Annotated in this window: 23 protein-coding genes; 12 read left to right on the top strand and 11 right to left on the bottom strand. The window is 59.5% G+C overall.

Features of this window, described 5'->3' with window-relative positions; all coding sequences use genetic code 11:
- Nucleotides 1-59: 59 nt before the first annotated feature.
- On the bottom strand, nt 60-992 hold the full coding sequence (locus JWQ90_RS13065; protein ID WP_299694630.1) for an AraC family transcriptional regulator: 933 nt from the start codon (nt 990-992) through the stop codon (nt 60-62).
- On the opposite strand from JWQ90_RS13065, the gene JWQ90_RS13060 reads away from it, so the two are divergent.
- The 3 genes from JWQ90_RS13060 to JWQ90_RS13050 all read left to right on the top strand — a co-directional run bounded on the left by JWQ90_RS13060 (nt 951) and on the right by JWQ90_RS13050 (nt 4343).
- Nucleotides 951-1931, top strand: a complete 981-nt coding sequence (locus JWQ90_RS13060; protein WP_299694627.1) for a glucose 1-dehydrogenase — start codon at nt 951-953, stop codon at nt 1929-1931. The genes JWQ90_RS13065 and JWQ90_RS13060 overlap by 42 nt on opposite strands.
- A 10-nt stretch (nt 1932-1941) precedes the next feature.
- Complete coding sequence (locus JWQ90_RS13055) at nt 1942-3093, top strand: sulfotransferase (protein WP_299694624.1); 1152 nt, start codon at nt 1942-1944, stop codon at nt 3091-3093.
- 185 nt (nt 3094-3278) lie between these two features.
- Nucleotides 3279-4343 carry a hypothetical protein gene (locus JWQ90_RS13050; protein WP_299694621.1) on the top strand — a complete coding sequence of 355 codons (1065 nt, stop codon included), beginning with the start codon at nt 3279-3281 and terminating at the stop codon, nt 4341-4343.
- 62 nt (nt 4344-4405) lie between these two features.
- Here the strand turns inward: JWQ90_RS13050 and JWQ90_RS13045 are convergent, their stop codons facing one another.
- The gene (locus JWQ90_RS13045) at nt 4406-6523 is read right to left on the bottom strand and encodes a molybdopterin-dependent oxidoreductase (RefSeq protein ID WP_299694618.1); all 2118 of its coding nucleotides are present in this window, start codon (nt 6521-6523) and stop codon (nt 4406-4408) included.
- A 47-nt stretch (nt 6524-6570) separates the two neighbouring features.
- Complete coding sequence (locus JWQ90_RS13040) at nt 6571-8712, bottom strand: TonB-dependent receptor (RefSeq protein ID WP_299694615.1); 2142 nt, start codon at nt 8710-8712, stop codon at nt 6571-6573.
- Between the two features lie 830 nt (nt 8713-9542).
- Between JWQ90_RS13040 and JWQ90_RS13035 the strand changes: the two genes are divergently transcribed.
- Nucleotides 9543-10139 (top strand): transposase, encoded by a 597-nt coding sequence (locus JWQ90_RS13035; protein ID WP_299694612.1) that lies wholly within the window; start codon nt 9543-9545, stop codon nt 10137-10139.
- Between the two features lie 234 nt (nt 10140-10373).
- Here JWQ90_RS13035 and JWQ90_RS13030 read toward each other — a convergent pair whose 3' ends face one another.
- Entirely contained in the window at nt 10374-10508 is a 135-nt protein-coding gene (locus JWQ90_RS13030; RefSeq protein ID WP_299694610.1) for a hypothetical protein, read from the bottom strand.
- 19 nt (nt 10509-10527) lie between these two features.
- Between JWQ90_RS13030 and JWQ90_RS13025 the strand changes: the two genes are divergently transcribed.
- The 8 genes from JWQ90_RS13025 (at nt 10528) to JWQ90_RS12990 (ending at nt 16017) form a co-directional block, all read left to right on the top strand.
- A complete protein-coding gene (locus tag JWQ90_RS13025) occupies nt 10528-10758 on the top strand; it encodes a thiamine pyrophosphate-dependent enzyme (RefSeq protein ID WP_299694607.1) in 231 nt (76 codons plus the stop codon).
- A 7-nt stretch (nt 10759-10765) separates the two neighbouring features.
- Nucleotides 10766-11749, top strand: a complete 984-nt coding sequence (locus JWQ90_RS13020; RefSeq protein WP_366919507.1) for an alpha-ketoacid dehydrogenase subunit beta — start codon at nt 10766-10768, stop codon at nt 11747-11749.
- A 20-nt stretch (nt 11750-11769) separates the two neighbouring features.
- Complete coding sequence (locus JWQ90_RS13015; RefSeq protein ID WP_299694601.1) at nt 11770-12000, top strand: lipoyl domain-containing protein; 231 nt, start codon at nt 11770-11772, stop codon at nt 11998-12000.
- Between the two features lie 419 nt (nt 12001-12419).
- Entirely contained in the window at nt 12420-13622 is a 1203-nt protein-coding gene (locus tag JWQ90_RS13010; protein ID WP_299694598.1) for a DUF3375 family protein, read from the top strand.
- Between the two features lie 122 nt (nt 13623-13744).
- Nucleotides 13745-14140 carry a hypothetical protein gene (locus tag JWQ90_RS13005; RefSeq protein ID WP_299694595.1) on the top strand — a complete coding sequence of 132 codons (396 nt, stop codon included), beginning with the start codon at nt 13745-13747 and terminating at the stop codon, nt 14138-14140.
- Nucleotides 14141-14279: 139 nt separating this feature from the next.
- Nucleotides 14280-14654 carry a hypothetical protein gene (locus JWQ90_RS13000; protein ID WP_299694592.1) on the top strand — a complete coding sequence of 125 codons (375 nt, stop codon included), beginning with the start codon at nt 14280-14282 and terminating at the stop codon, nt 14652-14654.
- A 731-nt stretch (nt 14655-15385) separates the two neighbouring features.
- Nucleotides 15386-15583 carry a hypothetical protein gene (locus JWQ90_RS12995; protein WP_299694589.1) on the top strand — a complete coding sequence of 66 codons (198 nt, stop codon included), beginning with the start codon at nt 15386-15388 and terminating at the stop codon, nt 15581-15583.
- A 194-nt stretch (nt 15584-15777) separates the two neighbouring features.
- A complete protein-coding gene (locus JWQ90_RS12990) occupies nt 15778-16017 on the top strand; it encodes a hypothetical protein (RefSeq protein WP_299694586.1) in 240 nt (79 codons plus the stop codon).
- Nucleotides 16018-16405: 388 nt separating this feature from the next.
- Here the strand turns inward: JWQ90_RS12990 and JWQ90_RS12985 are convergent, their stop codons facing one another.
- The 7 genes from JWQ90_RS12985 to JWQ90_RS12955 all read right to left on the bottom strand — a co-directional run bounded on the left by JWQ90_RS12985 (nt 16406) and on the right by JWQ90_RS12955 (nt 22040).
- Nucleotides 16406-17527 (bottom strand): zonular occludens toxin domain-containing protein, encoded by a 1122-nt coding sequence (locus JWQ90_RS12985; RefSeq protein ID WP_299694583.1) that lies wholly within the window; start codon nt 17525-17527, stop codon nt 16406-16408.
- A gap of 2 nt (nt 17528-17529) precedes the next feature.
- Complete coding sequence (locus JWQ90_RS12980; protein ID WP_299694580.1) at nt 17530-18138, bottom strand: DUF2523 family protein; 609 nt, start codon at nt 18136-18138, stop codon at nt 17530-17532.
- Nucleotides 18139-18164: 26 nt separating this feature from the next.
- Complete coding sequence (locus JWQ90_RS12975) at nt 18165-19790, bottom strand: hypothetical protein (RefSeq protein WP_299694577.1); 1626 nt, start codon at nt 19788-19790, stop codon at nt 18165-18167.
- A gap of 126 nt (nt 19791-19916) precedes the next feature.
- Complete coding sequence (locus tag JWQ90_RS12970) at nt 19917-20135, bottom strand: hypothetical protein (protein WP_299694574.1); 219 nt, start codon at nt 20133-20135, stop codon at nt 19917-19919.
- 1 nt (nt 20136) lies between these two features.
- Nucleotides 20137-20460, bottom strand: coding sequence for a hypothetical protein (locus JWQ90_RS12965; protein WP_299694571.1), 324 nt, complete (start codon nt 20458-20460; stop codon nt 20137-20139).
- A gap of 96 nt (nt 20461-20556) precedes the next feature.
- The gene (locus JWQ90_RS12960; protein ID WP_299694568.1) at nt 20557-20892 is read right to left on the bottom strand and encodes a hypothetical protein; all 336 of its coding nucleotides are present in this window, start codon (nt 20890-20892) and stop codon (nt 20557-20559) included.
- 68 nt (nt 20893-20960) lie between these two features.
- The gene (locus tag JWQ90_RS12955; protein WP_299694565.1) at nt 20961-22040 is read right to left on the bottom strand and encodes a phage/plasmid replication protein; all 1080 of its coding nucleotides are present in this window, start codon (nt 22038-22040) and stop codon (nt 20961-20963) included.
- Nucleotides 22041-22114: the final 74 nt, after the last annotated feature.

Genomic DNA, 22114 nt, shown 5'->3' with positions numbered 1-22114 from the left:
ATCTGGTTGCGATACTGCGCCGCTCGCCTCAAGCGACTCTGTGCAAGGCCTGATGGCGTCTAGCTCGTGCTACTGCAATCGGGCAGGGTATCGGAGCGATTGAGCATCGCGCCAGGAGTAAGGCCGAAACGCGTTTTCACGGCCCTGCAAAGATGCGACTGGTCGGCGAAACCGCACTGATGCGCCACGGTGCCCGGCGCTGTTCCCTGCAGCAGGAGATCACGCGCCATGATCAGACGCTGTTCCAAAACGTAGGCCCATGGCGTCGATCCCATGGAGCGCTTGAACTCGCGGGCAAAATGCGCAACAGACAAGCCGACACGCGCCGCCATCGCTTCAACAGTCAACGCGCTGCTGATATGGGCTTGCACCCACGACAGCAGGGCCTTGAGCTGATACGGGGCGATGCCGCCATTGATCGGCAGCGGCGGTGCCGGTATGCCATGGCGCTTGCCCAGCGCGAGCACGAAGCTGTGGATCAGCGAGGCCGATAGCGCCGTGTCGCCGGCGGCTTGCGGTGCGCCTGCATCGAGCTGGCCGATCAGAGCGAGCAGCAGGTGCGACAGCAGTTCGTCCTCGACGACGTAGCCGGCACGCAGTTGGTGATGGTGGCCTAAGACAGAATCGAGGAAGCGGCCATCGATGACCGCGCCGGCCCACCGGCTACGCAGCGAGTGCCGCACCGAGAAGGGCGTTCCCTCGGGATGAATCCACAGACTGCGCGAAGGCATCAATAACGTCTTCCAGTCGCCGACGCCGCGGGTGAGGATGCGGATCGCTTCCTCGTTCAACTGGATGCCGACGTAATGTCCGTCGACCATCAGCTCATCGACTTCACACCCGTAGTTGGTGCCGACCTCCAGAAACATCCCCGACCATCCGAGTCCCTCGGATGAGGCAGCGATGCGTGCATGGGCCAGCGCGGGAACGAGGCGCCGGGGTTCGCGCCTGTGAAAGCGGATCTCGCTGCCCAGTGCTCGTATCGTCTGCATATTCGTCTCCTTTCGCTCGAAGTCAATTCAGCACGATGCCCGAAAAGTCTGTCGCAATATTCCAGCAGGATACTTCAATGCCAGCAGGATTATTCATGCCTTGCGGCGAGCGAGCGTCTAACTTTCCGCAACACCAGAAAAGCTTGTGAGCCACGCAAGCTTGGCACCTCCGGGACCCTCATGAATTTGGGTTTGAGCAACAAAGTGGTCTTGGTGACGGGCGGCAGTACCGGCATCGGGCGTGCGATCGCCATCGCTTTCGCCGAGGCTGGTGCGAAGCTCGTCATTGCAGCCCGAAATGCCGATAAGGGCAACGAGGTGGCCCGATTCATCGGGCAGGCCGGCGGTGAATGCCTGTACGTGAAAACAGATGTCTCGAAGTCGGCGGACGTCAGCGAGCTGCTTCGGAAAACCATCGACCGCTATGGGCGTCTCGACTGCGCCATCAACAATGCGGCCGTGGAGGGCCAGAAGGGCTTTCTCGACTGGACCGAGGCGGAATGGGACGAGATGGTCGATATCAACCTGAAGGGCGTCTGGCTGTGCATGAAGAACGAAATCACAGCGATGCTCGAGCAAGGCGGTGGAGCGATCGTCAACATCTCATCGGTTGCCGGCCTGATCGGTTTTCCGCTGCACGCGCCCTATGTCGCCGCCAAGCACGGTGTAATGGGCCTGACCAAGGCCGCTTCCGTCGAATTCGCCAAGCAGGGTATCCGCGTCAACACCATCTGCCCCGGCACCATCCTCACCCCGATGCTGGAGCAGGGCTTTGCCAACAATCGCGCGAATGCCGAGCTGGCGACCGCGATGACGCCGATGGGACGTCTCGGTCAGCCGCACGAACTGGCCGCTGCTGCGTTGTGGCTGTGTTCCGGCCAGTCCAGCTTCGTCACCGGCGCCACGCTAAGCGTCGATGGCGGCTGGTCTCAACATTGAGGGGCACACGATGACATCGGAAGACCTGGAACTGGCACTCGGCGATGCGCGTCGCAAGACCAACCTTTCCGACTTCGGCCCCGAAGATTTCAGGGAGCCTTTAGCCGTGTATTTGCGGCTGATGCGTGCCTCGCGAATGACCCGCGAGGGGCGGGAGGCACAACGGCAGCTGATACAGCGTTGCCTGGTGAACCGGCTTCGCTTTGCCGACGACCTGTCGCGGCATCCTGAAATTCGCGATGAGGATGTCTCCGATCCCATCGTCGTGCTCGGGTTTCCCAGAAGCGGTACCACGGTGCTGCAACGGATGATCTCTGCCGATCCGGCGATGCAGAGCCTGCGGTTCTGGCGCACGCTCAATCCCGCTCCGTTTCCAGGCGAGAGCATCGGGCAGCCGGTCGGCCGGGTGGCTGCGGCAGAGGCGGTCGAGAACGCGATCCGCACCTACAATCCCGCGCTGTTCGCCGCGCATCCAACGATTGCGAACGATGCCGAGGAAGACTGGTTTCTACATCACCTCGCGTTCCAGCACGTCGGCAATGTGTTCGCCGGCCTCGTCGCGCCGGAGTACCTGGCCTACCTGCGATCCCTGCCGCGACTCCCGACTTATCGATACGTCGCCGATCTGCTGCGCTATCTGCAGTGGCAGGATGGTGGAAAGCGCGGACGCCGCTGGGTCCTGAAGAGCCCGGTCCACATCGGTTGCCTGGACGAGTTGCTGAGCGTGCATCCGCGCGCAACGCTGATCTATCCGCGCCGCGACTTTCGCACCGTCATGGCCTCCTTCTGCCATGCGCTCGAAAGCAGCCTGGGCTCATCCATGGAAATCGGTCCCGCTGAAATCGGGTCGATCGCGCTGGATTTCTGGCAAGTGGAGATGCTGGGTTTTCATCGGACCCGCCGACGCCTGGGGAGCCATCTCAACTTGGTGGAAGTCGAGTATCGCGACTTGCTCGCCGATCCGATTCACCACATTGGGCAATTCTATCGGCGTGCCGGTACCGAGTTGACGGCAGAAGGTGCGGCTGCGATCCGCGCCTGGATTGCGGACAACCCCGCCGACAAACACGGCAAGAACGTCTACACGCTGGAACGCTATGGCCTGTCACCGGAGCAGGTCGACGCGGCATTCGGCGAGCACGAGCAGACGCTCTTTGTCTGAGCGACGTGGGCAACGACAGGGGCATCAACGTGCAAGCGCAAAACGATATCGAAGCGGCACGCGGCACTTTGACGGCGGGCTATGAATCCTTTCTCGGCGCGGCGCGCGAGGTCGAGGCGATCATCCGCGCTCGTCCGGACACCACCGATCTGGATCTGGCGGATGGTTATCTATACCTGGCCGGCATGTGGAATTTTCATCTGGAGCGGGTATTCAAGGGCTACGATCTCGACCGGCCGTGCTTCGTGCGGGATATGGATCAGATCCGAACCTGGGGCCTGCCAACGCCCGATCACCATTACTTCTCCGCCCAGATCGACGGCATGGGGGAGTACCGGATCATCGGCAACCGCGGCAATACCGTCGACTACTGCTTCGAGATTCTCAGCGGATTGGCCGGCGACGATGGCGTTGTCGGCGACAGAATCGACGCGCTCGAGACCGGCCGATTGCAGACCGACGCGGATGGTCGCTTCGAGCTGTTCGTCGGTGGTTCGCCGCGAAGTGGAAACTGGATGAAAGCCGGAGCTAAGGCCCGGACCGTGTTCGTTCGTCAAACCGTGAATGACTGGACGCGCGAGCAGCCGACGCCGATGCTCATCGAACGCCTGGGAGAGGGCAGGGCCAAGCTGCCCTTCAGGCGACCTTCACCTGACGAGGTACAGGCCTTGTTCGTGCAAGCCGCCACCGAGTTGGTCCACCAGGTCAGATTCATGAATGATTTCTCGCTCAACTGGGCGCAGATTCTGCCTTTGAACGAGTTGCAGGCTCCCGCAGTGGGCCCGGCAGACGCCGGATATTTTCCCGGCCAGTTCAATACCAAGTGTAGGTTCAAGGTGCATGCCGACCAGGCACTGATCATCACCATGGAGCCCTCGACCGCGCTGTATCAAAGCCTGGCCCTGGCGCATCCGCACTGGTTCAACAGCATTCACTATCGGAACGTTCAGTCCAGCCTCAACGCGACACAGTCCCGCGTCTCCAGCGACGGGCTTTTCAGGTTCGTTATCAGCCCGAAGGATCCCGGCGTGTACAACTGGCTGGACACTGCAGGTCTGGAGAGCGGCTTTCTGTTTGTTCGCCTGCAAAGGCTCGTCAGCGGCAGACCGCCTAAGAAGCTGGATACCAAGCTGGTTCCGTTTACGGCCGTCCGCGACGAATTTCCTGCGGACGAACAGCGAGTTGATCAAGAGACGCGCTTCGCAATACAAAGGATTCGTCGCCTGTCGGCGGACAAGCGCTACGCTTGAGTGGCGATCCGACGCGCGCACCTCGAACTGTTCGCAATACCGGCGGGAATCCAGGGGTCGGGTTACTGCGACTTCTCAACCTCCACTGCAACGCCGGTCATGTGTGACATGTTACTGAGCTTGTCGTAACTGCCGGGGCCGGCCGGCATCAGGCGATTGGTGTTCACGCCCGGAAGTGCGTAGGCCTTGGTGATGCCCGGCGCCTGCTGGTGCCCGTAGCCATGACTCAATGCGACCACACCGGGCATCAGCGTGTCGTCATAAGTGATGTGTGTGGTCACACTGCCGTTGTCGTTGAACACCCGTGCCACATCGCCTTCCACAAGGCCCCGGCGTCCTGCATCGTCGGGATGAATGTGCAGCGGGTTCAGCCCGTGGCGTTCCGACTTGAGCGCTTTCATGTTGGCGAGGTTGCCGTTGTGCATGTAGTTGGTGCGCAGCGAGATGACTTTCAGCTGATGCGGATCCTCATGCGCAAGTTCCTCGAAGATCGTCTCGCAGCGGTTGAGCGCCTCGGCGAATAGTTCGGGACAGCAGTCGACCTTTTTGTCTTCCGAGGTCAGCAGATCGTCGTAGAACGCCTCGCGCGGCGCCTGCGGAAGCACCGCGGTCTGGTGCGGCATCATGCGCAGTGCGTCGACCGTCAGCTTCGAGGCGCCGAGCACGATATCGAGAAAGCCCAGATGCTGCGGCGGATCGCCGTCCAGCATGTTGTCCAAACCCAGTTCACGCTCCAACCGCGCGATGATCCACCAGTCACTCCGGCGCTCGCCCTTGGGTGGCACGACGGCGTCGGTGTATTGCACATAGGGATTGGGCTGCGAGCCGTTGGAAGTGTGCGTGAGGTCTTCGCGTTCGAGCCAGTCGCTGGCCGGCAGGATGTAGTCCGCGTACTCGCCGGTCGCATTGCGGTAGAGATCGATGCAGACCACGAGGTCGAGCTTGGGCAAGGCCTTGCGCAAGCGCTCTTCGCCACTCATCGACAGCAGCGGATTGCCCGAGAGCACGAGTAGCGCGCGTATCGGGTCCTGCTCCACTTCGATGAAGTCGGACAACAGATTGCCCGGCAGCGAGAAAAAGCAGTGACGCATCTTGCCGAGTGGCGTATCGAAATACTCGACCGCCGGAGGCGGCGCGCCGGTGGTCGTCGGGCTGAAGCCTCGGGCGTGGTAGTTGCCGCCGCTGCGGCCGAGATTGCCGGTCACGAAACTCAGCATGTTGAGCAGCCAGTACGCCAGCGTGCCCTGCCGGCCCTGGTTGACGCCGGTGGCCATGTACACCGATGCCGACTTCGCTTCGCCGAATTCGCTGGCGAGCCGGCGAATGACGTCAGCCGCGATTCCCGTCACCCGCGCCACCCGCTCGGCCGGATAGCGCGCGACGAACGCGCGCAGCTCCGCGACATGCTTGCCGTAACGGTGGATCACCTGGGCATCGAAGCCGACAGTAGTGTCGATCTCGTGCAGCATCGCCGCCATCAGGTAGACATCGGTGTCCGGCCTGATCGGTATCAATTCGCCGGTCGATTCGCCGACGGACTCGATGCGCCGCGGATTAACGAAGCGCACCTTGCCGCCGCGCGATGTTATGTCGTGTAGTACGTGCATCGGCTTGTGGGTCGACAGCGTCGTCCAGTGCGAGACTTTCGGATTGGAGCCGAAACACAGCAGATAATGCGTGTTGTAGAAGTCCGGAATCGACCACTGTGACGAGCCGAATATCGCTTCCAGCGCCGCCGGTTTGTTGGCCATGTCCTGAGTGCCGGCGCCGAAGCTGTGGCGCGTGCCGATTCTCGCGGGCAGGGTCAGGGCGGGTAGAAAACCCTTGGTATTGAACGCGACCGGATTGCCGTAGTAGGTGCCGATCGCGTTTGGCCCGTGTTGGTCGCGGAGCCCGCGCAGCCGCTGGCCGATGTCGGCCAGCGCCTCGTCCCAGGTTACGCGCTCGAACTTGCCAACAGGCTCGGAACGCGGATTCGTGCGCCGCAATGGATAGTCCAGGCGATCCGGATCATCGTGCACATCGAGGTAGGAAAGACCCTTATGGCAAGCAAATCCCCTGGTGACCGGATGTTCGCGATCGGGGCGGAGCCGGATTACGGCCCCGCTGTCGTCGAGTTCGGCCACCAGCGGACACAGCGGCTCGCAGATTCGGCAGAACGTGTGTTTGCTCGTCGCCATGAGCTTTCCTCCGTGATCAGGTCCGGTTGAACCGCCTCGCCGAGGCTTCAGAACTTGAAACCGACGGTCGCGCCATAGGTCGCAGGATCACCCCATGCAACCGCGTCGTAACGCTGCTGCGGGTTGTAGTAGATCAGGTAGTCCTTGTCGGTCACGTTCTTGCCCCAGACCGTCAGGCTCCAGCGATCGTTCGGCGTGGTGTACATGGCGGATAGGTCGACCAGCGCGTAGGCGTCCTGCTTGAACTCGTTGGCGAGATCCCAGTAGAAGCTGTCGCTGTAGGCGACACTGGCATTGAGCGCGACGTTGCCGGCGGCGCCGACCTCGAAGACATAGCTCGCGCCCAGGTTCGCGGTGACCTTGGGCGTACGGATAACGTCGTTGCTGCTGACATCCATCGCCGTCGGATAATTGCCACCACTGTCCGAAGCCATGTAGACCTGCGCCTGTGGGAATTTGTCGTAAGTGGCATTTTCGAGGCCGATGCCGCTGCGCACGCTAAAACCCTTTGCGGGAGTGACTTCGAGCGATAGTTCGGCGCCATACATCTCAGCCGAGCCCGCGTTCTGCAAAAACGTGAGTCCGCTGGGAGCCGTAATGAAGGTCTGGATGCCGCGGTAATCGTAGTAATAGACCGAGCCATCCACGCGCAGGTAGTCGAGCGGGTCGGCCTTGAAGCCGATTTCGTAGGCGTACAGCGTCTCTGGCTTTACCGCGGGATTGTCGATGTTCTGTTCGTTGAACAGGCCGCTCTTGAAGCCCTTGTTCGCGGTCGCGTAGACCATCAGCCTGTCGTTGATGTGATAGTCCGCGGCGAGCCGGAAAGTGAACGAGCGGAACCACGTGGACTGGTCGCCAGAGGCTACGTCGTATCCGCCCTCGGCATTCAACTGGCTGATGTCGCCGCCGATGCTCTTCTTCTCGGCGCTGTAGCGCACGCCCTCGGTGATTGATAGCCCGTTCTCGAAGGTATAAGTGCCTTGCGCGAATGCGGCCACCGCCAGGGTCTTCTGCCAGCGCTCGATGATCGCCAGCGGCGGCGCCGCTGTGTAGAAGTTGATGTTGAGCGGCTCGTAGCCGTCCTTGGAGGTCTGGAAGAAGGTGCCGGTGATCCACTTGAACGGGCCGCCGGACTTCGAGATGAGCTGGAACTCCTGCGTGGCGAAACGGATCGCCTGTTTGTCCACGTAGAAAAAAGACACCGGGATGACCAACTGCGGCGTACCGGTGGCGTCGTCCTGCATGCCGACCAAGACGCCGTCGGAACTGGTGCCGTCGCCTTCCACTGCGTTGTGGTTGATCAGATGCCGATACTGCGTCAGCGAAACGAAGTTGGCGAAGTCGACGTCGAGATCGAGCTTGGCATTGACGCCGTACTGTTCGACATCGAAGCGAGGATCGATGTTACCGGCGAACTCATGGGGCTGGTCGCTATAGATTTCGCCGTTGCCGTGGGCGAGCGGAGTCGTGCCGGGAGCTACGCTGTTTACGTTGGCAAGGTTGTTTTTCGAGTCCGCGTATTCGGCCCCGAGCGTCAGCTTGTCGTTGTCGCCGAGATCGATCGCAACCTTGGACCGGACGGCAAGGTAATCGTTGGTGCCGTAGTGCTTTCCGTTCAATATGTTCTTGTTGAAACCCTTGCCCTGGTCCTGCGTAGTGACGGCAAGATCGGCCGCCACGCTGTCAGACAGTCCGCCGGTGATGTAGGCGTTCCCTGTCCAAGTGTCGTAGTTGCTGTAGCCGGCAGAGCCATTGACGCCGAACTCGCTCTGAGGCGCGCGCGTGATGATGTTGACCAGGCCGCCTACCGCGTTGCGGCCATACAGTGTGCCCTGCGGACCCTTGAGTACCTCGATGCGCTCCACATTGTTGAATGGAAGCTGTGCGGCGATGCCAAGGCCCTGGTAAAAGCCGTCGATGTAGGTCGCGACGCTGGGCTCGTCCCCGGCAAGCACGTTGGTCGTACCAACGCCGCGCATGAACGGAGTTCCGAAGCCGACGACGCGGTTGGTGCTGAAGCCCGGCGTGATCTTGCCGATGTCAAAGGCGTTGACCACGCCCTGGGCCTGCATCTGATCGGCGGTCATCGCCGTGATCGCGATCGGCACGTCCTGCAACTTCTCCTCGCGATGCTGTGAGGTGACGATGATTTCCTCTATCGATGAGGTCGGGGCCGTGGCTTCGTGCACTGGGGAAGCTGGCGCTTGAGAGGCTGCATCGGGAGCGGTCGAACCCGTCACAGGTGCCTGTTGCACCGCTTCGCCCGCAGGCGGCGAGACACTCGCAGCCACACGGTCCTGGGCTCGGCCAGTACCGGGTATAGCGAAGCAAATCAATGCAAGCGCGAAGCTCGTGCGCTGAAACGCGGGTACAGGGTTCATCGGTTCTCTCTCTCCTCTCGCGGTTTGCACCCGTGTTCGGGCGCAATTCTTTTATTTTTTTGGCGCGCCATGAGCGGCGCCTGCCGGCAATGCCGCGGGGGAGGGAACGGACTTTCTGCGGTCTCTTGACCGGCTGCATGAACCCGTCGCGACTCCCATCGCGCATGGGGTGAAAGCTAAAACGAGATGATACAAAAGTCAAATATTGTATTTTGAAAAAAAGAGCTCGCTTAGAAGCTCGTACTGCAGATACTTGTGGTCGCCTTCGACGTTGCACATTGCTACCGCTTGTCGGTAAATCGCCGGGTTGTGGCGCTCTGGTGCATCAGTCGGTACCCGCTGATCGTTCTGTATAACGACATCGCAGTAGAGGGTCCGCGATACTCGGCGGCAGGTGCGGGATCTGGGAGTTGCCGATCACCGGATCGTTCTGGATTTGGAGATTCGACGGGTCCGCTGTCGGAGCTGCGGCTTGGGAAAGCGCGAGCGTCTGGATTTTCTAGCGGACAATGCTCACTACATCAAACGCTTCGACTACTACGTCGGCCGACGGTGTCGCAGTGCCATGATCAAGGACATCGCCCAGGAACTGAACCTCGACTGGGACGGCGCCAAGGAGTTGGACAAGCGGTACATGCGTGCCCAGTTGGCCCGTGCCGGCATGCCCGGCCCAAGGCCATCGGCATCGACGCGATCTCGATCCGCAAGGAGGCCATACCTATCGCATCGTCGTCAGCGATCTGATTCGGGGACGACCGATCTGGTTCGGCGGCAAGGATCGGTCCGAAGCCAGCATGGCGATGTTCTACGACTGGCTCGGGCCCCGGATAACCAAGTGGATTCGCCTGGCTGTCATTGACATGTGGAAGCCGTTTCGCAAGGCGACGAATACGTCTGCGCCGCAGGCCGCGATCCTGTTCGACAAGTTTCACGTTATGCGGCATCCGGGCGATGCCCTCGACCAGGTGCGCAAGGCCGAGTACGCCCGCCTGTCGGGCAAGGACCGGCGCAACAAGGCGAAGCAAAATACGTCCTGCTCAGCAATGAGCACTATCAACAGCTGTCCTCACCACCCAGATCCGGCAGGCGATGCTGCCTCAGATACGCCGGCACCGGCACCGTTTCGCGCCCTAGTAGGCGTTCATATGCACACGGATCACCCACATTCTCTGCCGGGTTCTCATCCAACGTCTGATCTTCATTACTGTTCATATCCGATCCGGATCAATGCTTAGTTGAAAGAATTTCGCGCCGTGCTCGTCGTACCTGAGGATCGCTTAGCGTAGATTTTCACTTGCACGCTGGTAAACATTCTGCTGGCGTTTCAGGCCATAAGGTCGACGATATACATCGACATTTCTATTTTTGTGAACACGAAACGAGTCTTCCTCTTATGCCACCGTCGTTCCACCGACGAACACCAGATTTTCGACAGAAAAAGGTGCGTTCGTTCGGTATCGGTGCCTGTCTCAGAAATCCCAATTGATCTGCATCCCGTAGGTTATCGGAGGCGCGAGCGTGACGAGATTGCCGAAGTCGGTTGGTAACGAGCCCGCCGTGTATTTCTTGTCGAATATGTTGCGGCCGAACAGGGTCAGACGCATCCCCCACCTGATCGGCGACATGGGCGAATACATTCCCAAGGATGTCTACGCTGCCGCGGTGGCTGCCGATCCGTACCCGAAATTCCGTACCAAGCTGGTCGCCGAGAACCACGCGACCGCCGCCGAACTCGACGCGATCGACGCTGAAATCAAGGCCGAAATCGACGAGGCCGAAGCCTTCGCGATGAACAGCCCGCCGCCGGACGCACGCGAAGTAAAGCGCGACGTCTACGCCTACGAAATCGCCTAAAAGGGGAATGAGCATGAGCAATGTGAACATGATCCAGTCCCTGAACTGGGCGCTGCACGATGCGATGGAAGCCGACGACAACGTGATCCTGTTCGGCGAGGAGATCGCCGATCCGGAAGGCGGCGGCATCGTCAAGATCAGTGCGGGGCTGTCGACCAAGTTCGGCAGCCGCGTGCGCTCGACGCCGATCTCCGAGATGGGTTTCATGGGCGCCGCGGTCGGCGCCGCGGTGGCCGGCATGAAGCCGGTCGTCGAAATCATGCTGATGAATTTCGTCGCGGTCTGCATGGACCAGATCACCAACCATGCTGCGAAACTCAGATTCATGTCCGGCGGCCAGACCAGCGTGCCGATGGTGATCCGCACGATGACCGGCTCGGGCTTCCAGAACGGCGGCCAGCATTCGGATTTTCTCGAAGCCTGGTTCTGCCACACGCCGGGCATCAAGGTGGTGATGCCGAGCAATGCCGCCGACGCCTACGGCCTGCTGCGTTCCGCGATCGACGATCCGGACCCGGTGCTGTTCGTCGACTATCTCAACAACTACTGGACGCCGAGCGCACCGCCGACGCGCGGCGAGAAAATCCCGCTGGGTAAGGCGCGCATCCACGGGGCCGGCACCGATGTAACCGTGATCGGCTACAGCCGCTCGATGCTCGACATTCCGCCGGTGGCCGAGAAGCTTGCGAAGGAAGGCATCAGCGTCGAGGTGATCGACCTGCGCACGGTCAGCCCGCTGGACATGGACACGATCCTGACCTCGGTGAAGAAAACCGGCCGCTGTGTCGTCGTGCATGAAGCCGTCAAATCTTTCGGCGTCGGCGCCGAAGTGTCGTCGCGTATCCACGAGAGCCTGTTCAAGGAACTCAAAGCCCCCGTGCAGCGCGTCGCCAGCAACGACAGCCCGGTGCCGTATGCGCCGCCGCTGGAAGCCGCATTCCTGTATAGCCACGCGGATATCGAAGCCGCGATCCGCAAGACCCTCGCCTAATTCTGCTGAGCAAAGACCACATGAGCACCGATATCCTGCTGCCGAAACTGGGTTTCTCGATGAACGAAGGCACCATCGCCGAATGGCTGGTGGCCGACGGCGCGACCGTTGAGCAGGGCGCGCCGCTGTATTCGCTGGAGTCCGAGAAATCGGTGCAGGAGATCGCGGCTCCGGTTGCCGGCACGCTCAAGATCGCGATCGCGGCCGGTGAAACGGCCGTGGTCGGCACCGTGATCGGTACGATTTCGTGATCGATGCGCCGAAGCCGCCGGCGCTTGATCTCACGCCCTGGCACTTCCGTCAGCTTTGCGTTTCGCTAGTCAGAAACAGTCCCGCTTACTCTAAGCATTGGAAGTAATCCGGACATCGGCATATAAACGCGACGACAATCTGCCGTTATCGTCGGTAGAGCAGGGGCCGACCGTCTCAGACAGCCCATAGCGGTCGGTCAGTTGAGGCGGCGGTCTTGCTTCCCCCGGTTGGCCTAGGCAGCATCGACCCCTGGACGCTGGGAACGCCTGGACGAGCAATGAATAAAGGGGGCGTTCTCGAAATGAAAGCTGATCGAATCAGACGCATCGCGACGCTGCCGAATACCCGGACTAACAAGCATGTCCAGACCTCGGTCCACCTGTTGCTGTGCCTTCCCGTCAGGAAGATCGTTTAACGCATGCTCAAGGTTCAGGAGCGCCATCGTCATTACCAGTGGTTGCGGGATGATCGGACCGCATGGCGCCTGCTACGCGCGGATACTGCACCGCTGATCTTGGCCTTTCTCGGTGAGTTATTTTCCGAGGTCACTGAAGTGTCGATAGATCGGGCCAAGACCGAGCTAGAGATTTATCTTTCCAAACATGGCTCAGGTGAAGCAGGGCCGGCTGTTGCGGCCCGCTCGTTCATCAATCAATGGGTAAACGCGAATTACCTGCGTGAGCAGTCGCAGAAGCTCACCATGACCTCGGTCACGCAGACTGCGCTCCAGTTCGTGGAAAGCATCGGCCGGCGCGATATGATGGTCACCGCATCACACTTGGAGACGGTCAACCAAGAGATGGGGCGCTTGCTAGTCGAGCTGAGCCCCGACATCGGCGAACGTTCGCGGCTCCTCGAGGAACAGATCGACGCCCTCGAGAAGGCGAAAAAGCGCTTGCTAGAAGGCCATGTCGAAGAACTCACCCGCACTCAGAAGCGTGAGCGCGTCCGGCATCTCTACACGCTTGCGGCTTCTTTATCGCAGGACTTTCGGCTTCTCGAGGAGGAGATGCGTCTCCACGAGATCGCGATCCGGCAAAAGGTACTCGAAGAGCAGGACAGCCGCGGCGACGTATTGGTCTCCATACTGGACGCAGAGGACCAAGCTCGCCCTCTTCGAGGCAGCACCGCGCCGTATAGGCGATGTCGGCCGCTTTGCGCTGAAGAATGTGGTCGACCCGGAAATGGTCGTAATACGACGACCAGGCCTGCAAGGCTTGACCAACTGCCGGAGCGCTCATCGAGCCAGCAGCCGCAACAAGCGGTCACCGTGGCTCTGAGCCATCGCCGCCGACCGATAGGGAGGGGTGCGGCGCACTTCGCGGCCGTAGGCCTCGATGACGCCGTGCCAGAGCTGAGCCGTGACCTGAACAACGCGGAGCGTCATGTCTCAGCCCAACTGTCAGCCCGATCATCCGCCGCGGCAGAATCAGGCGGCGCAACCGCGAATTCCGGCCCGGTTTCAAGCAGCAACCCACAGAGCTACAAGAGGTACAAAACGTCCAGAACCCAGGAGAAGCGGCTCATACCTCGGCCCCATCGCCGTTGCAGCGCTGACAAACCTCGAAAGCGTCGCCGTTGTCGACCAGGCCGTAGCCGCCGCAGCGATGGCACGGCGTGAAGTTGGCTGAGAAGAACGACGGCGCGGGCCGCTGGTCACTCGAGGCACATCGTCCGGCGCAAGAGGAAACCTGCACATCCGATGAACCGGAATCATGCGGCTCGTTATGTCGAGAACCGCCTATGAATCCGATTCGATCGAAGTGGTACGAAAGCCCATCAACCGTGATTCTGGTGATCGCCACAGGCATAGTCCTAGGCGCGTTCATTTTGTGGGCCGGAAGTTGTGCGCTTGCAGCCGGAACCATTGCGGCGATGTCGAAACGCACACCGATGCGTTTCCCGGCAATTGAAACGACCGTCCCGTCCAGCCATCCACAACCGCAGATCGAAGCCCCGCAGATCGCGCACTACGAGAGGGCTTACAAACAATCCCAGGGAACAGCTTTCTGCTTTGCGCAAACCGGCCGGACGATCAACGAGGAATACCTGCGTTGCGCAGCTTTCACGTTCCTTCGTTGCACCCCCGAAGACCTTTGCCGGGCGCAACGAATGCCACTGGAAAAAGACTTCCGCTGATCTGTCCGCCATGAACCGCCCCTGAATGTCCCATTGGGATAACAGACGGCAGGTTGTCCCGTTGGGATCATAGTTGTCAATTGGGACAACACCAGATCACACTACGAGCTGACAAGCGGTAACAATTGAGGAAGTCAACGTGAAAAACGAGGAACAGGTAGAACTACTTAAAAAAGCAGTCAAAGAATTCGGCTCTCAGCGCGCGGTCGGCGTCTTTCTAGGTGTATCCGATGGACAAATGACAAAGCTGATGAAAGGTCCGGAACGAGAAGAAGGCGGCAGGCCGCTTCAAGCAATCCAGGCAGCACGACTAGCCGAAAAACTCGGAATGCGCTGGATTGACCATGTTCTCCCGATCCTAGCCGGACTGGAACCACTGCAAGAAGACCGAGATTACTGGCTGGGAAAAGCCGGCCGGCTAGCGCAGACCGGCGCGCTGGTCGGCGTAGCCGCGCTGACCGGTCTGGCGACTAATTGGACGCATTGTATAAAATGGATTAAGCAGAGCTTATAGGCCGCTGATAAAAATCGCCTTTCTACCGTGACGGAAATCACGGTTTCCGTTTAATCCTCGCGGCAGAATGCCGGTTCACTCGACGCAGGGAAGCGCGATGATGACGCCGGCAGACGCTCTCACCTGGTGGATGGCCCACCACTACCAACGCACCGACCTCGCGGCAATCGCGGCAGGCGTTTCCATCTGCACCGTGAGGCGATGGAAGCGGCTCGGAGCGGTCCCGCCGCACGCTTGCGCACTCATCGACCAGGTAGCCCACGGCACCGCCCTTTGCGGGCGCTTGAGCGAAGGCCGAAGCGCGGTTCGCTGGGACTGGCGCCCCGACCTTGAGGAAGCCGTCATCGAGGCCCACAGGCGCCGCTGCAAGGCCCGTGACGCAGAGAGCAAGCGCCGCGGCCGAATCTGGACCCGCAACCGCGCATTCCGGGCCGGTTTCAAGCTGCCAGTACGATGAGTCGCTCCGCTCCAATGAAGCGTGTCGGACTCGGGTCCGACAAATGCCGCTCCGCGGGTTTTTTTGGGCTCTTCGCAGGTAGGGTCAGTTTACGGGGGAGAACGAGCGCTGCATGCCCGCTCGACGGATTCATACCCCCGAATCCGACGAGTTCTCCTTCGTCGAACCCCTTCGGGGCAGGCACACATCGCCCGTTATCCCCCGTACCCCCAGCAGCTCCGCGTACAGCGAAGAGCCCAACAACGGGTGACGGCTGGTTATCGGGAGCAGTCACATGAACGGATGGATCGGCGCACACGGCAAGACGGTAATGGTGATCGTGGAAGAAGCTGACTGGATCAAAATCGAGATGCCGGCTAAGGACAGCGGAGAGCGGCCCGAGGGTCGGGTGCTCACCAAGACAGTCGACGGGGCCAACGGGATGATGATCGTGTTTCAATACTGGCCCAGACAGGAACCAGTGATCGTCTAGGTTTCTGGCTTAGCAGAGAGGCCGGTCCGAAAGGATCGGCCTTTTAGCTTTGCAATCCTGCGAGGAGCCTAGATGCTCAGCACCGATCCTAATTCAGAAAATTTAGGATCGGCCCCGGCCGGCCCTAACGCTCAGCCACATTGACCAGGTCCCACCGTCCTGGTCTACACTGAAACCCTCACGGAGAGCTTGACATGGCTGAAACCGACAACCTGGTGCTAGAACATCTGCGGGCCATCCGCAGCGACGTAGCCGCGATGCGCGAAACCCAAAAAGACCACGGGTACCGACTGACCCGCATCGAGGCTGCGATGGCCGGGCTCCGCCGTGATCAGGCCGCCGACGCAGAAGGCGCCGCACACTTCGAAAGCCGACTCGACCGGATGAACGAAAGAATGGAACGCATCGAGCGACGGCTAGAGATCGCAGAATGAAAAAGGGCCGCATGATGCGGCCCTTTTCAATTGGAGGCTTTATGCGACACGTTCTTATTGTGGTTGGATCAATTCTAGCGATGCCGGCGCTAGCCGACACGATCTACGTGTGTAAACAACCAGGGACCAAGGAAAAGGCTTTTCAAGATCAACCGTGCGAACAAGGCCTCGAGGCTGGAACGTTACGGACCACCGAACCCGGTGCCCCGACATTGGCGACAACCCGACACACCCAAACCCGGCCAAATTTCGGGAAAATTGTAGCCCAGCAACTTCCGAAGGCGATGGTACAAATCGGCGTCGGAGCTACACAGCAGCTCCCACCAACGGCGACCAACTTCGCTGACGCACTCAAAAAACCAACACCCTGAATCACCCCGATACCGCATCAACTTGCAGCCGTCGAAACAACAGCCAAAAACTCTTTCGGCTCGATATGCGGCGGTGCCTTTCCACTGCGCTCAGTAACCAGAGCGCCCTCGAACTGGCACCACCACCCGGCATAGTCGTCGCGTCGGCATTTGCCGATCGGCACGCGCAAATCCCCGGTGCCTTCGCTGTACAGCACCGCGTAGCCGCGCGCGGTCGCCGACTGGTAAGCACCGATAACCCGGTAGTCGGTTTCCTTCGGCTTCACAGGACCAGACTGCGCAGCAGAAACCCCATTAGCTTTGTTACCAACAGCAGCATTACTACCCGCAGAATCAGCTTTTTCAGCAGCCACTGAATCACTTTTATGCTTGCCACCACCAAGGGCTTTAGGCCGCCCCACAACAACGAGAGCACTAATCGCACATACGACCACGACAACCAACCCCAGTAACTTAGGGCTCGCCAAAAGGGATAGCCCAACTTTCGTGTCGGAGACTGTGCCGGTTGCGGTGGACTGGTAACACTTAAAGACCCAGGGCTTAATGACCCTGGTTCGCTGGACGTAGATGTCACTTGGATTGCCATTATCTTCTGCCAGGTGCTGCATTTGCCGAAATTTTCCACGGAAAATTGCGCCGTGGATTGCCATGTTTTTGTGCTTGTAAGCGCACTCGCTCGCGGCTCGAATTTCGGGCCGGACCTTTTTTATACTCGGAGTAGTGAACGTCAGATCCCAGTTGCCATGCCGGTGCATGTCGAATATCAACGCAACATCCTTGGGTAGAATGTTGCCGTTGATGACCCGATCCTCTTTCATGTCGAGCTGACGAAGATCAGACCTGGACCAATCGGGCGGATACACCGCCTGTACTTCATCCAAAACGATGAAGGCCCCGGGCGGCGCCCAGTGCCACCAACGCCGGAGACGCTCGAGCTGTTCGGGTATGTCGTTGCGTAGGTGGATGACCTCAAAGCCGCTGGCGACTTTGGGCGCGTGCTCGCGGATCAGAGCCTCGCTTAAGCCACGAACGTTCGTAATCAGCACGCGGCCGTCTGCTGCGCAGGTGGCGACATCATCCATCACCGCCGACGATGTTTTGTAACTGCCGGGCGGTCCCCAGTAAATTTTGACGGGCATGGCTACCAGCTCGGCATGAACTTGAGCACGAACCGCGTCGCGGCCGCGTTGATCAGCAGGTTGAGGCCGGCCGGAAGTTTAAAAAAATTCGCGACGGCCAGAAAATCAGACGGCAACCCAGACCAGGCGCTAGCCAACTGCTGAAAGATGCTGAAATCTTCGAGGATACCTTTCGCAATGCCCCAGGCCATCGTCAACGCCTGCAGCTTCATACTCAGGTAACCCGTCATGGCTTTCTGGATAAGCCAACGACCGAAACGACCCAACGGGCCGGTTTCACCCTCTGTACTCAGGGAATTGACGTAATTGGCCATCCACTGAGTCCCGTCGCGGATTGCCGCGTCATAGACCGCCGGCTTCAGAGTCGAACCCGCCGCTGATGCAGGCGTCGGCACAAATGCAGTTGCGGAACCGCAGTTGTAGACACCATTGACGTAGCCGCAGCCGGGCGGATCGATGCAGATCATTTCACCGTTCACGATATCGCACGGATTGTGGCCAGGGCCACTAGTGCATACCGTCTGGCCATCGACGATGCCGCAATTTTCAATTCCGAAACTGGATGTCGTATAAAAAGCGGACGCACTGAACCCGAGAACGATCAGTAGCACGATTGAGAAAAATCGAGTGCCCATTGTCATGCCCCCATGATGATCATTGCAGCAAGAAAGACACAGATAGCGAAGACGACCAAGCCGAGGATAGCTAGAGGCGCTTGATATTGTGTGAAACAGAACGGGATTTCATGGCCCCAGATCGTGAACGAGGTACAGGGCAAGGATGAACCGGCTCCACTGCCGTCGATGCCGGTGCCGGTCATTTGCGCCAGCTCGGCCCGAATCTCTGCAAACTTCGCGGCTAGCGCTGACTGAGCCGCATCGATATCGGTGCCCAGCTCGGCGAAACCGGCACCGGGTGTCGGCGCGTGGAAACCGCAATCTTGACCAGCAGGGCAGTCACCCAAACTATCGCCACCGGCACCGCACTCATCGGCAGAGGTCGCCGGATCATCGACGCAATCGCCGCCACCATCGTCGCCGCCATCGTCGACAGCAGGACCACCCGGTGGATTGTCTGGAGTGTCTGGCGCGGGAGTCGTGTTGTTGCCGCCGCCACCTGCAGGTCCCCCCGAATTATTTGTCACGTAATTCGTATTGTTGTTCACTGTCGTGTTGTAGTTCGTAACGGTCGTCGTCGTGGACCCGTCTGTGTTCGTCGTCGTGTTGGTCGTCGTTACAGTCGTATTAGTAGGCGTCGTCGAATTCGTCGTTGTAGAGGTCGTCACCGGACCATTGGAAGTTGTGCTGCTGCCATCGGGCCTGGTCGTCGTGGACACTGGCGTCGTCACCGTTGTTACGACAGTCGGACTGAGACTCAGATAGTTCACGACGGTGTTGCCACCGCCAGCGACGTAGGTGATCGACGCTGACGACCCTGTATCTGGCTTCGGTGCAGGCGAACCACTCGTCTGAGCAACCGATGTCCGTGTCACTGCATACGATTGCTTGTAAGCCGCCATGACTGCCGCGTAGGTTTGGCCCCAACCCTCGACAGTGGCAGACAAATAATTGCCGGCTTGAACCGTATAGGTCCCGACTAATGTCTGACTTCCATCTGTCGGTTGCGACATGCCCGGTGCAGGACACACGGCCCCCGTCGAATGCCATTCATATGCCGACTGACTCATAGCCCCCGTTGCAATGCTCGCGGTGAACGTCAGAAACTTATTTGCTAAACAGCTCTGCACACAAGCGGAATCACCCGCCGTTGAATTCGCCTTAACCAACCCTAGAACCTCGTCCTGCGGATGCGTGCAGGGAACGGGACATGAGCCATCTGACTGTGCAGCCTGCCCACTAGGACACATACACACACCACCGACATTCGTAGTGCCAGCTGGACAGTCGACAATAACCTTTGCCCCAACTTGTACGTTTCCACAAGTCGAATTACCAATCACCAAGTTGAAAGTTTGGGCAACGGATGCTGTAGACAAATCTGGAGGTTGAGAGCCCGACTGAGCGTAGTAATAGCCGCTCCAACCATCGCGGCACTCACTCCCTATAGGAGCGACCGCCGTCGCAGCCGACTGGTAAGCCGCCGATGTCGAATAACGCGTCCCAACTGACGGCAGCGTTCCATACAGCTTATTAGTAGACGCCGCAGACGAAGATGTTACTTCCCACATTTTCACCGGCGCCGATGCATGCACAGCACCGGCCATCGAAAAAAATAATAAAAAGAATATCAGCGCACGATTCACTTTAGCCCCCGAAAAAAGGCCCGATTTCTCGGGCCTTTAAGTTCACCACCTGCTGGCGACATCAACCCCATTGATGAACGCCATGATCCAGATGGCGCCAAGCAGATACTCGAACACGGCGCGGTATTAATTGCGCAGCATCGAGAAGATGAAGCTCGCGGCCGCGATCAGCGCGACAACAGCCACGATTGCCACCGCAACCGTGGACACGTCACCTGCCGTATCGCCGGCAGCAGTCACGGCAGCGGCAGAGATTGCGCCCGAATCTGCCATCGCCTGACCGGCGGCCAGCATCAGAGCACCGACGCCGGAGTACTTCAGGAACTTCTTGCTGTACTGGTTCATTTCACTTTCCTTTTCTCACAACATTGAAGATGGCACCCGCACCCACGCCAATCACCCACAGGAGCAACGTTTGTCCCGCTGACCAGTAGACGACGCTGAAATCTGGGTCTAACCCGAACGGATTTCGCAGCGCGTCGTAATCAGACTGGGACAGCAACACGCTTTCAGCGCACTGTGACGGGCTTTCGCTGGTTGTCGTCACCGCACCTGTTTCGGTTGCCGCTGCACACGTGACCGCTAACGCGGGTACGGGCAAATATCCGGCGATTACCACGAACAACACCCCCACGAGTCGCCGGTAGCTCATGTTGATTTTTTGATTCATCGTCGCCTCAAACGAGGTGACGCAAGAGGTAGAAGGCGCCCGCTACGGCAAGGGCGCCAATCACGCGATAGACGACGTAGCGGGGAAGGCCTTTCATTACTTGACCGCGGCCAACGGCGCTTTGCTGCCGTCCAGAAACTTGTCACCGGCCGCCGGTTCCATCGGGCGGATATCGACGATGAAGGTTTCGCTTTCACCCTTGCCGTTGGTCACGCGCTCGAACTCGACTTCGCACGTCAACGGAAATTCACGCTTCGAAAGCGCGATTGCGGCGGCGCTGTTGGCGAGCTTGTACGGCGTCGACGCTTTGCCCTTGGCGGTGCCACGACGATCGTCGAGACGTTCTTCGACGAACACCGTGCCGGTGTTGAAGTCCTTGCCATCGATGTTGCCGAGAAACCACCTGACACCGCTCACTTTTACTTTATCCATCTGCTGCTCCTTTCATGGCCCGTTGAGGCTTTACCCGAGATCGGCCGCACTCGGAGCCGTTGAAAAATTCAGCCGTATTTGCGGCGGTACCACTCCGGTGCGACTAAGGCTTGTATCTCAATTACACGCACGGGCAAGACGACCTTTTCGACGTTGCGCGGAACTGAAATGTCGATGCCGCTGGTCTGCAAGATTTCGCGGCGATACCGGTAATAAGCCGACCGACTGACCCCGTGCGGCTCACCCTGTTCATAGCGCGCCAAAACACCGCGAGCGCCCGCACTCAAATTCGACGTGTCTTTCACTTCTAACTCTCGCAATCGCTTGAACTGACTCCTTTCGCGATAAATCCGATGCAAGCGATCAACGGATATTTCGCCGAGCCAACACAGCTCGTTCTGTGTGAGGAAGCGCGATTTCAATTCGATTTCTTCGCGCACCAATCCCAAGTCACGACACCAATCGATCACTTCCTGATCGACATGTTTGCCGTGTTTGGTTTTTCGGTGATTGATCAACTCGACGTGCTTCAAGTAGACCTTGCCGTAGACGAACTTTGAGCCGGTGCCGAAAATCACCGTTGCACCGTCAGGCGTGACCGATCCGCGCTGCCGGCCGACATGGTGTTGGCCAAGCAGGTGAATGACGCGCTGCGCGTCGGCTTCACTGCCGGTCATGTAGTTCGTGGTGATGTCGACGCGCGACACTCGAGCGCCGGTCCAGACCACGCCGGTATCGTGAAAGCGGCAACGTTCGCCAGCGACGAAGGGCGGGAGCTGATGCGTACCGAGCACCCGGTTTACCCGCCGGATGGTTTCGTCCCAGCCGTAGCCGAAAACGTTGTCTTGGCGCGACCAACGGGCAATGTTGCCGTGGAACTCGACGACGTTCCCGTCGCACCGGATATACATGGTGCTGTCAAACGAGCCTTCGCACTGGAAGCGCTTGACGGTCCGAAACTGGACTTCATCCAACAGATCGGTATGAGTCGCAAAGCCTTCAGCGACCAGCGGGAGCCCACCGCCCGGGTAGGCCTGCCGGATCGTCAGCCAGTCGACGAACATCGGCCACTCGTTCTCAAGCTCGGGAACGACACCCTGGACTTCCGCCTTGTAGCGGATCGGGAAGTCCAGGACTTGGCCGGTCATGAGACGGGCCTCGGATCGGTCCCAGTCCCGATATTGGGACTAACTTTACGTGTAACTGACACGTAAAGCCGAAA

The sequence above is a fragment of the Hydrocarboniphaga sp. genome, assembly GCF_028291725.1.
GTDB lineage: Bacteria > Pseudomonadota > Gammaproteobacteria > Nevskiales > Nevskiaceae > Hydrocarboniphaga.
The sequence above is the reverse complement of the archived record's forward strand: the minus strand, read 5'-3'. Positions and strand labels throughout refer to the sequence as shown.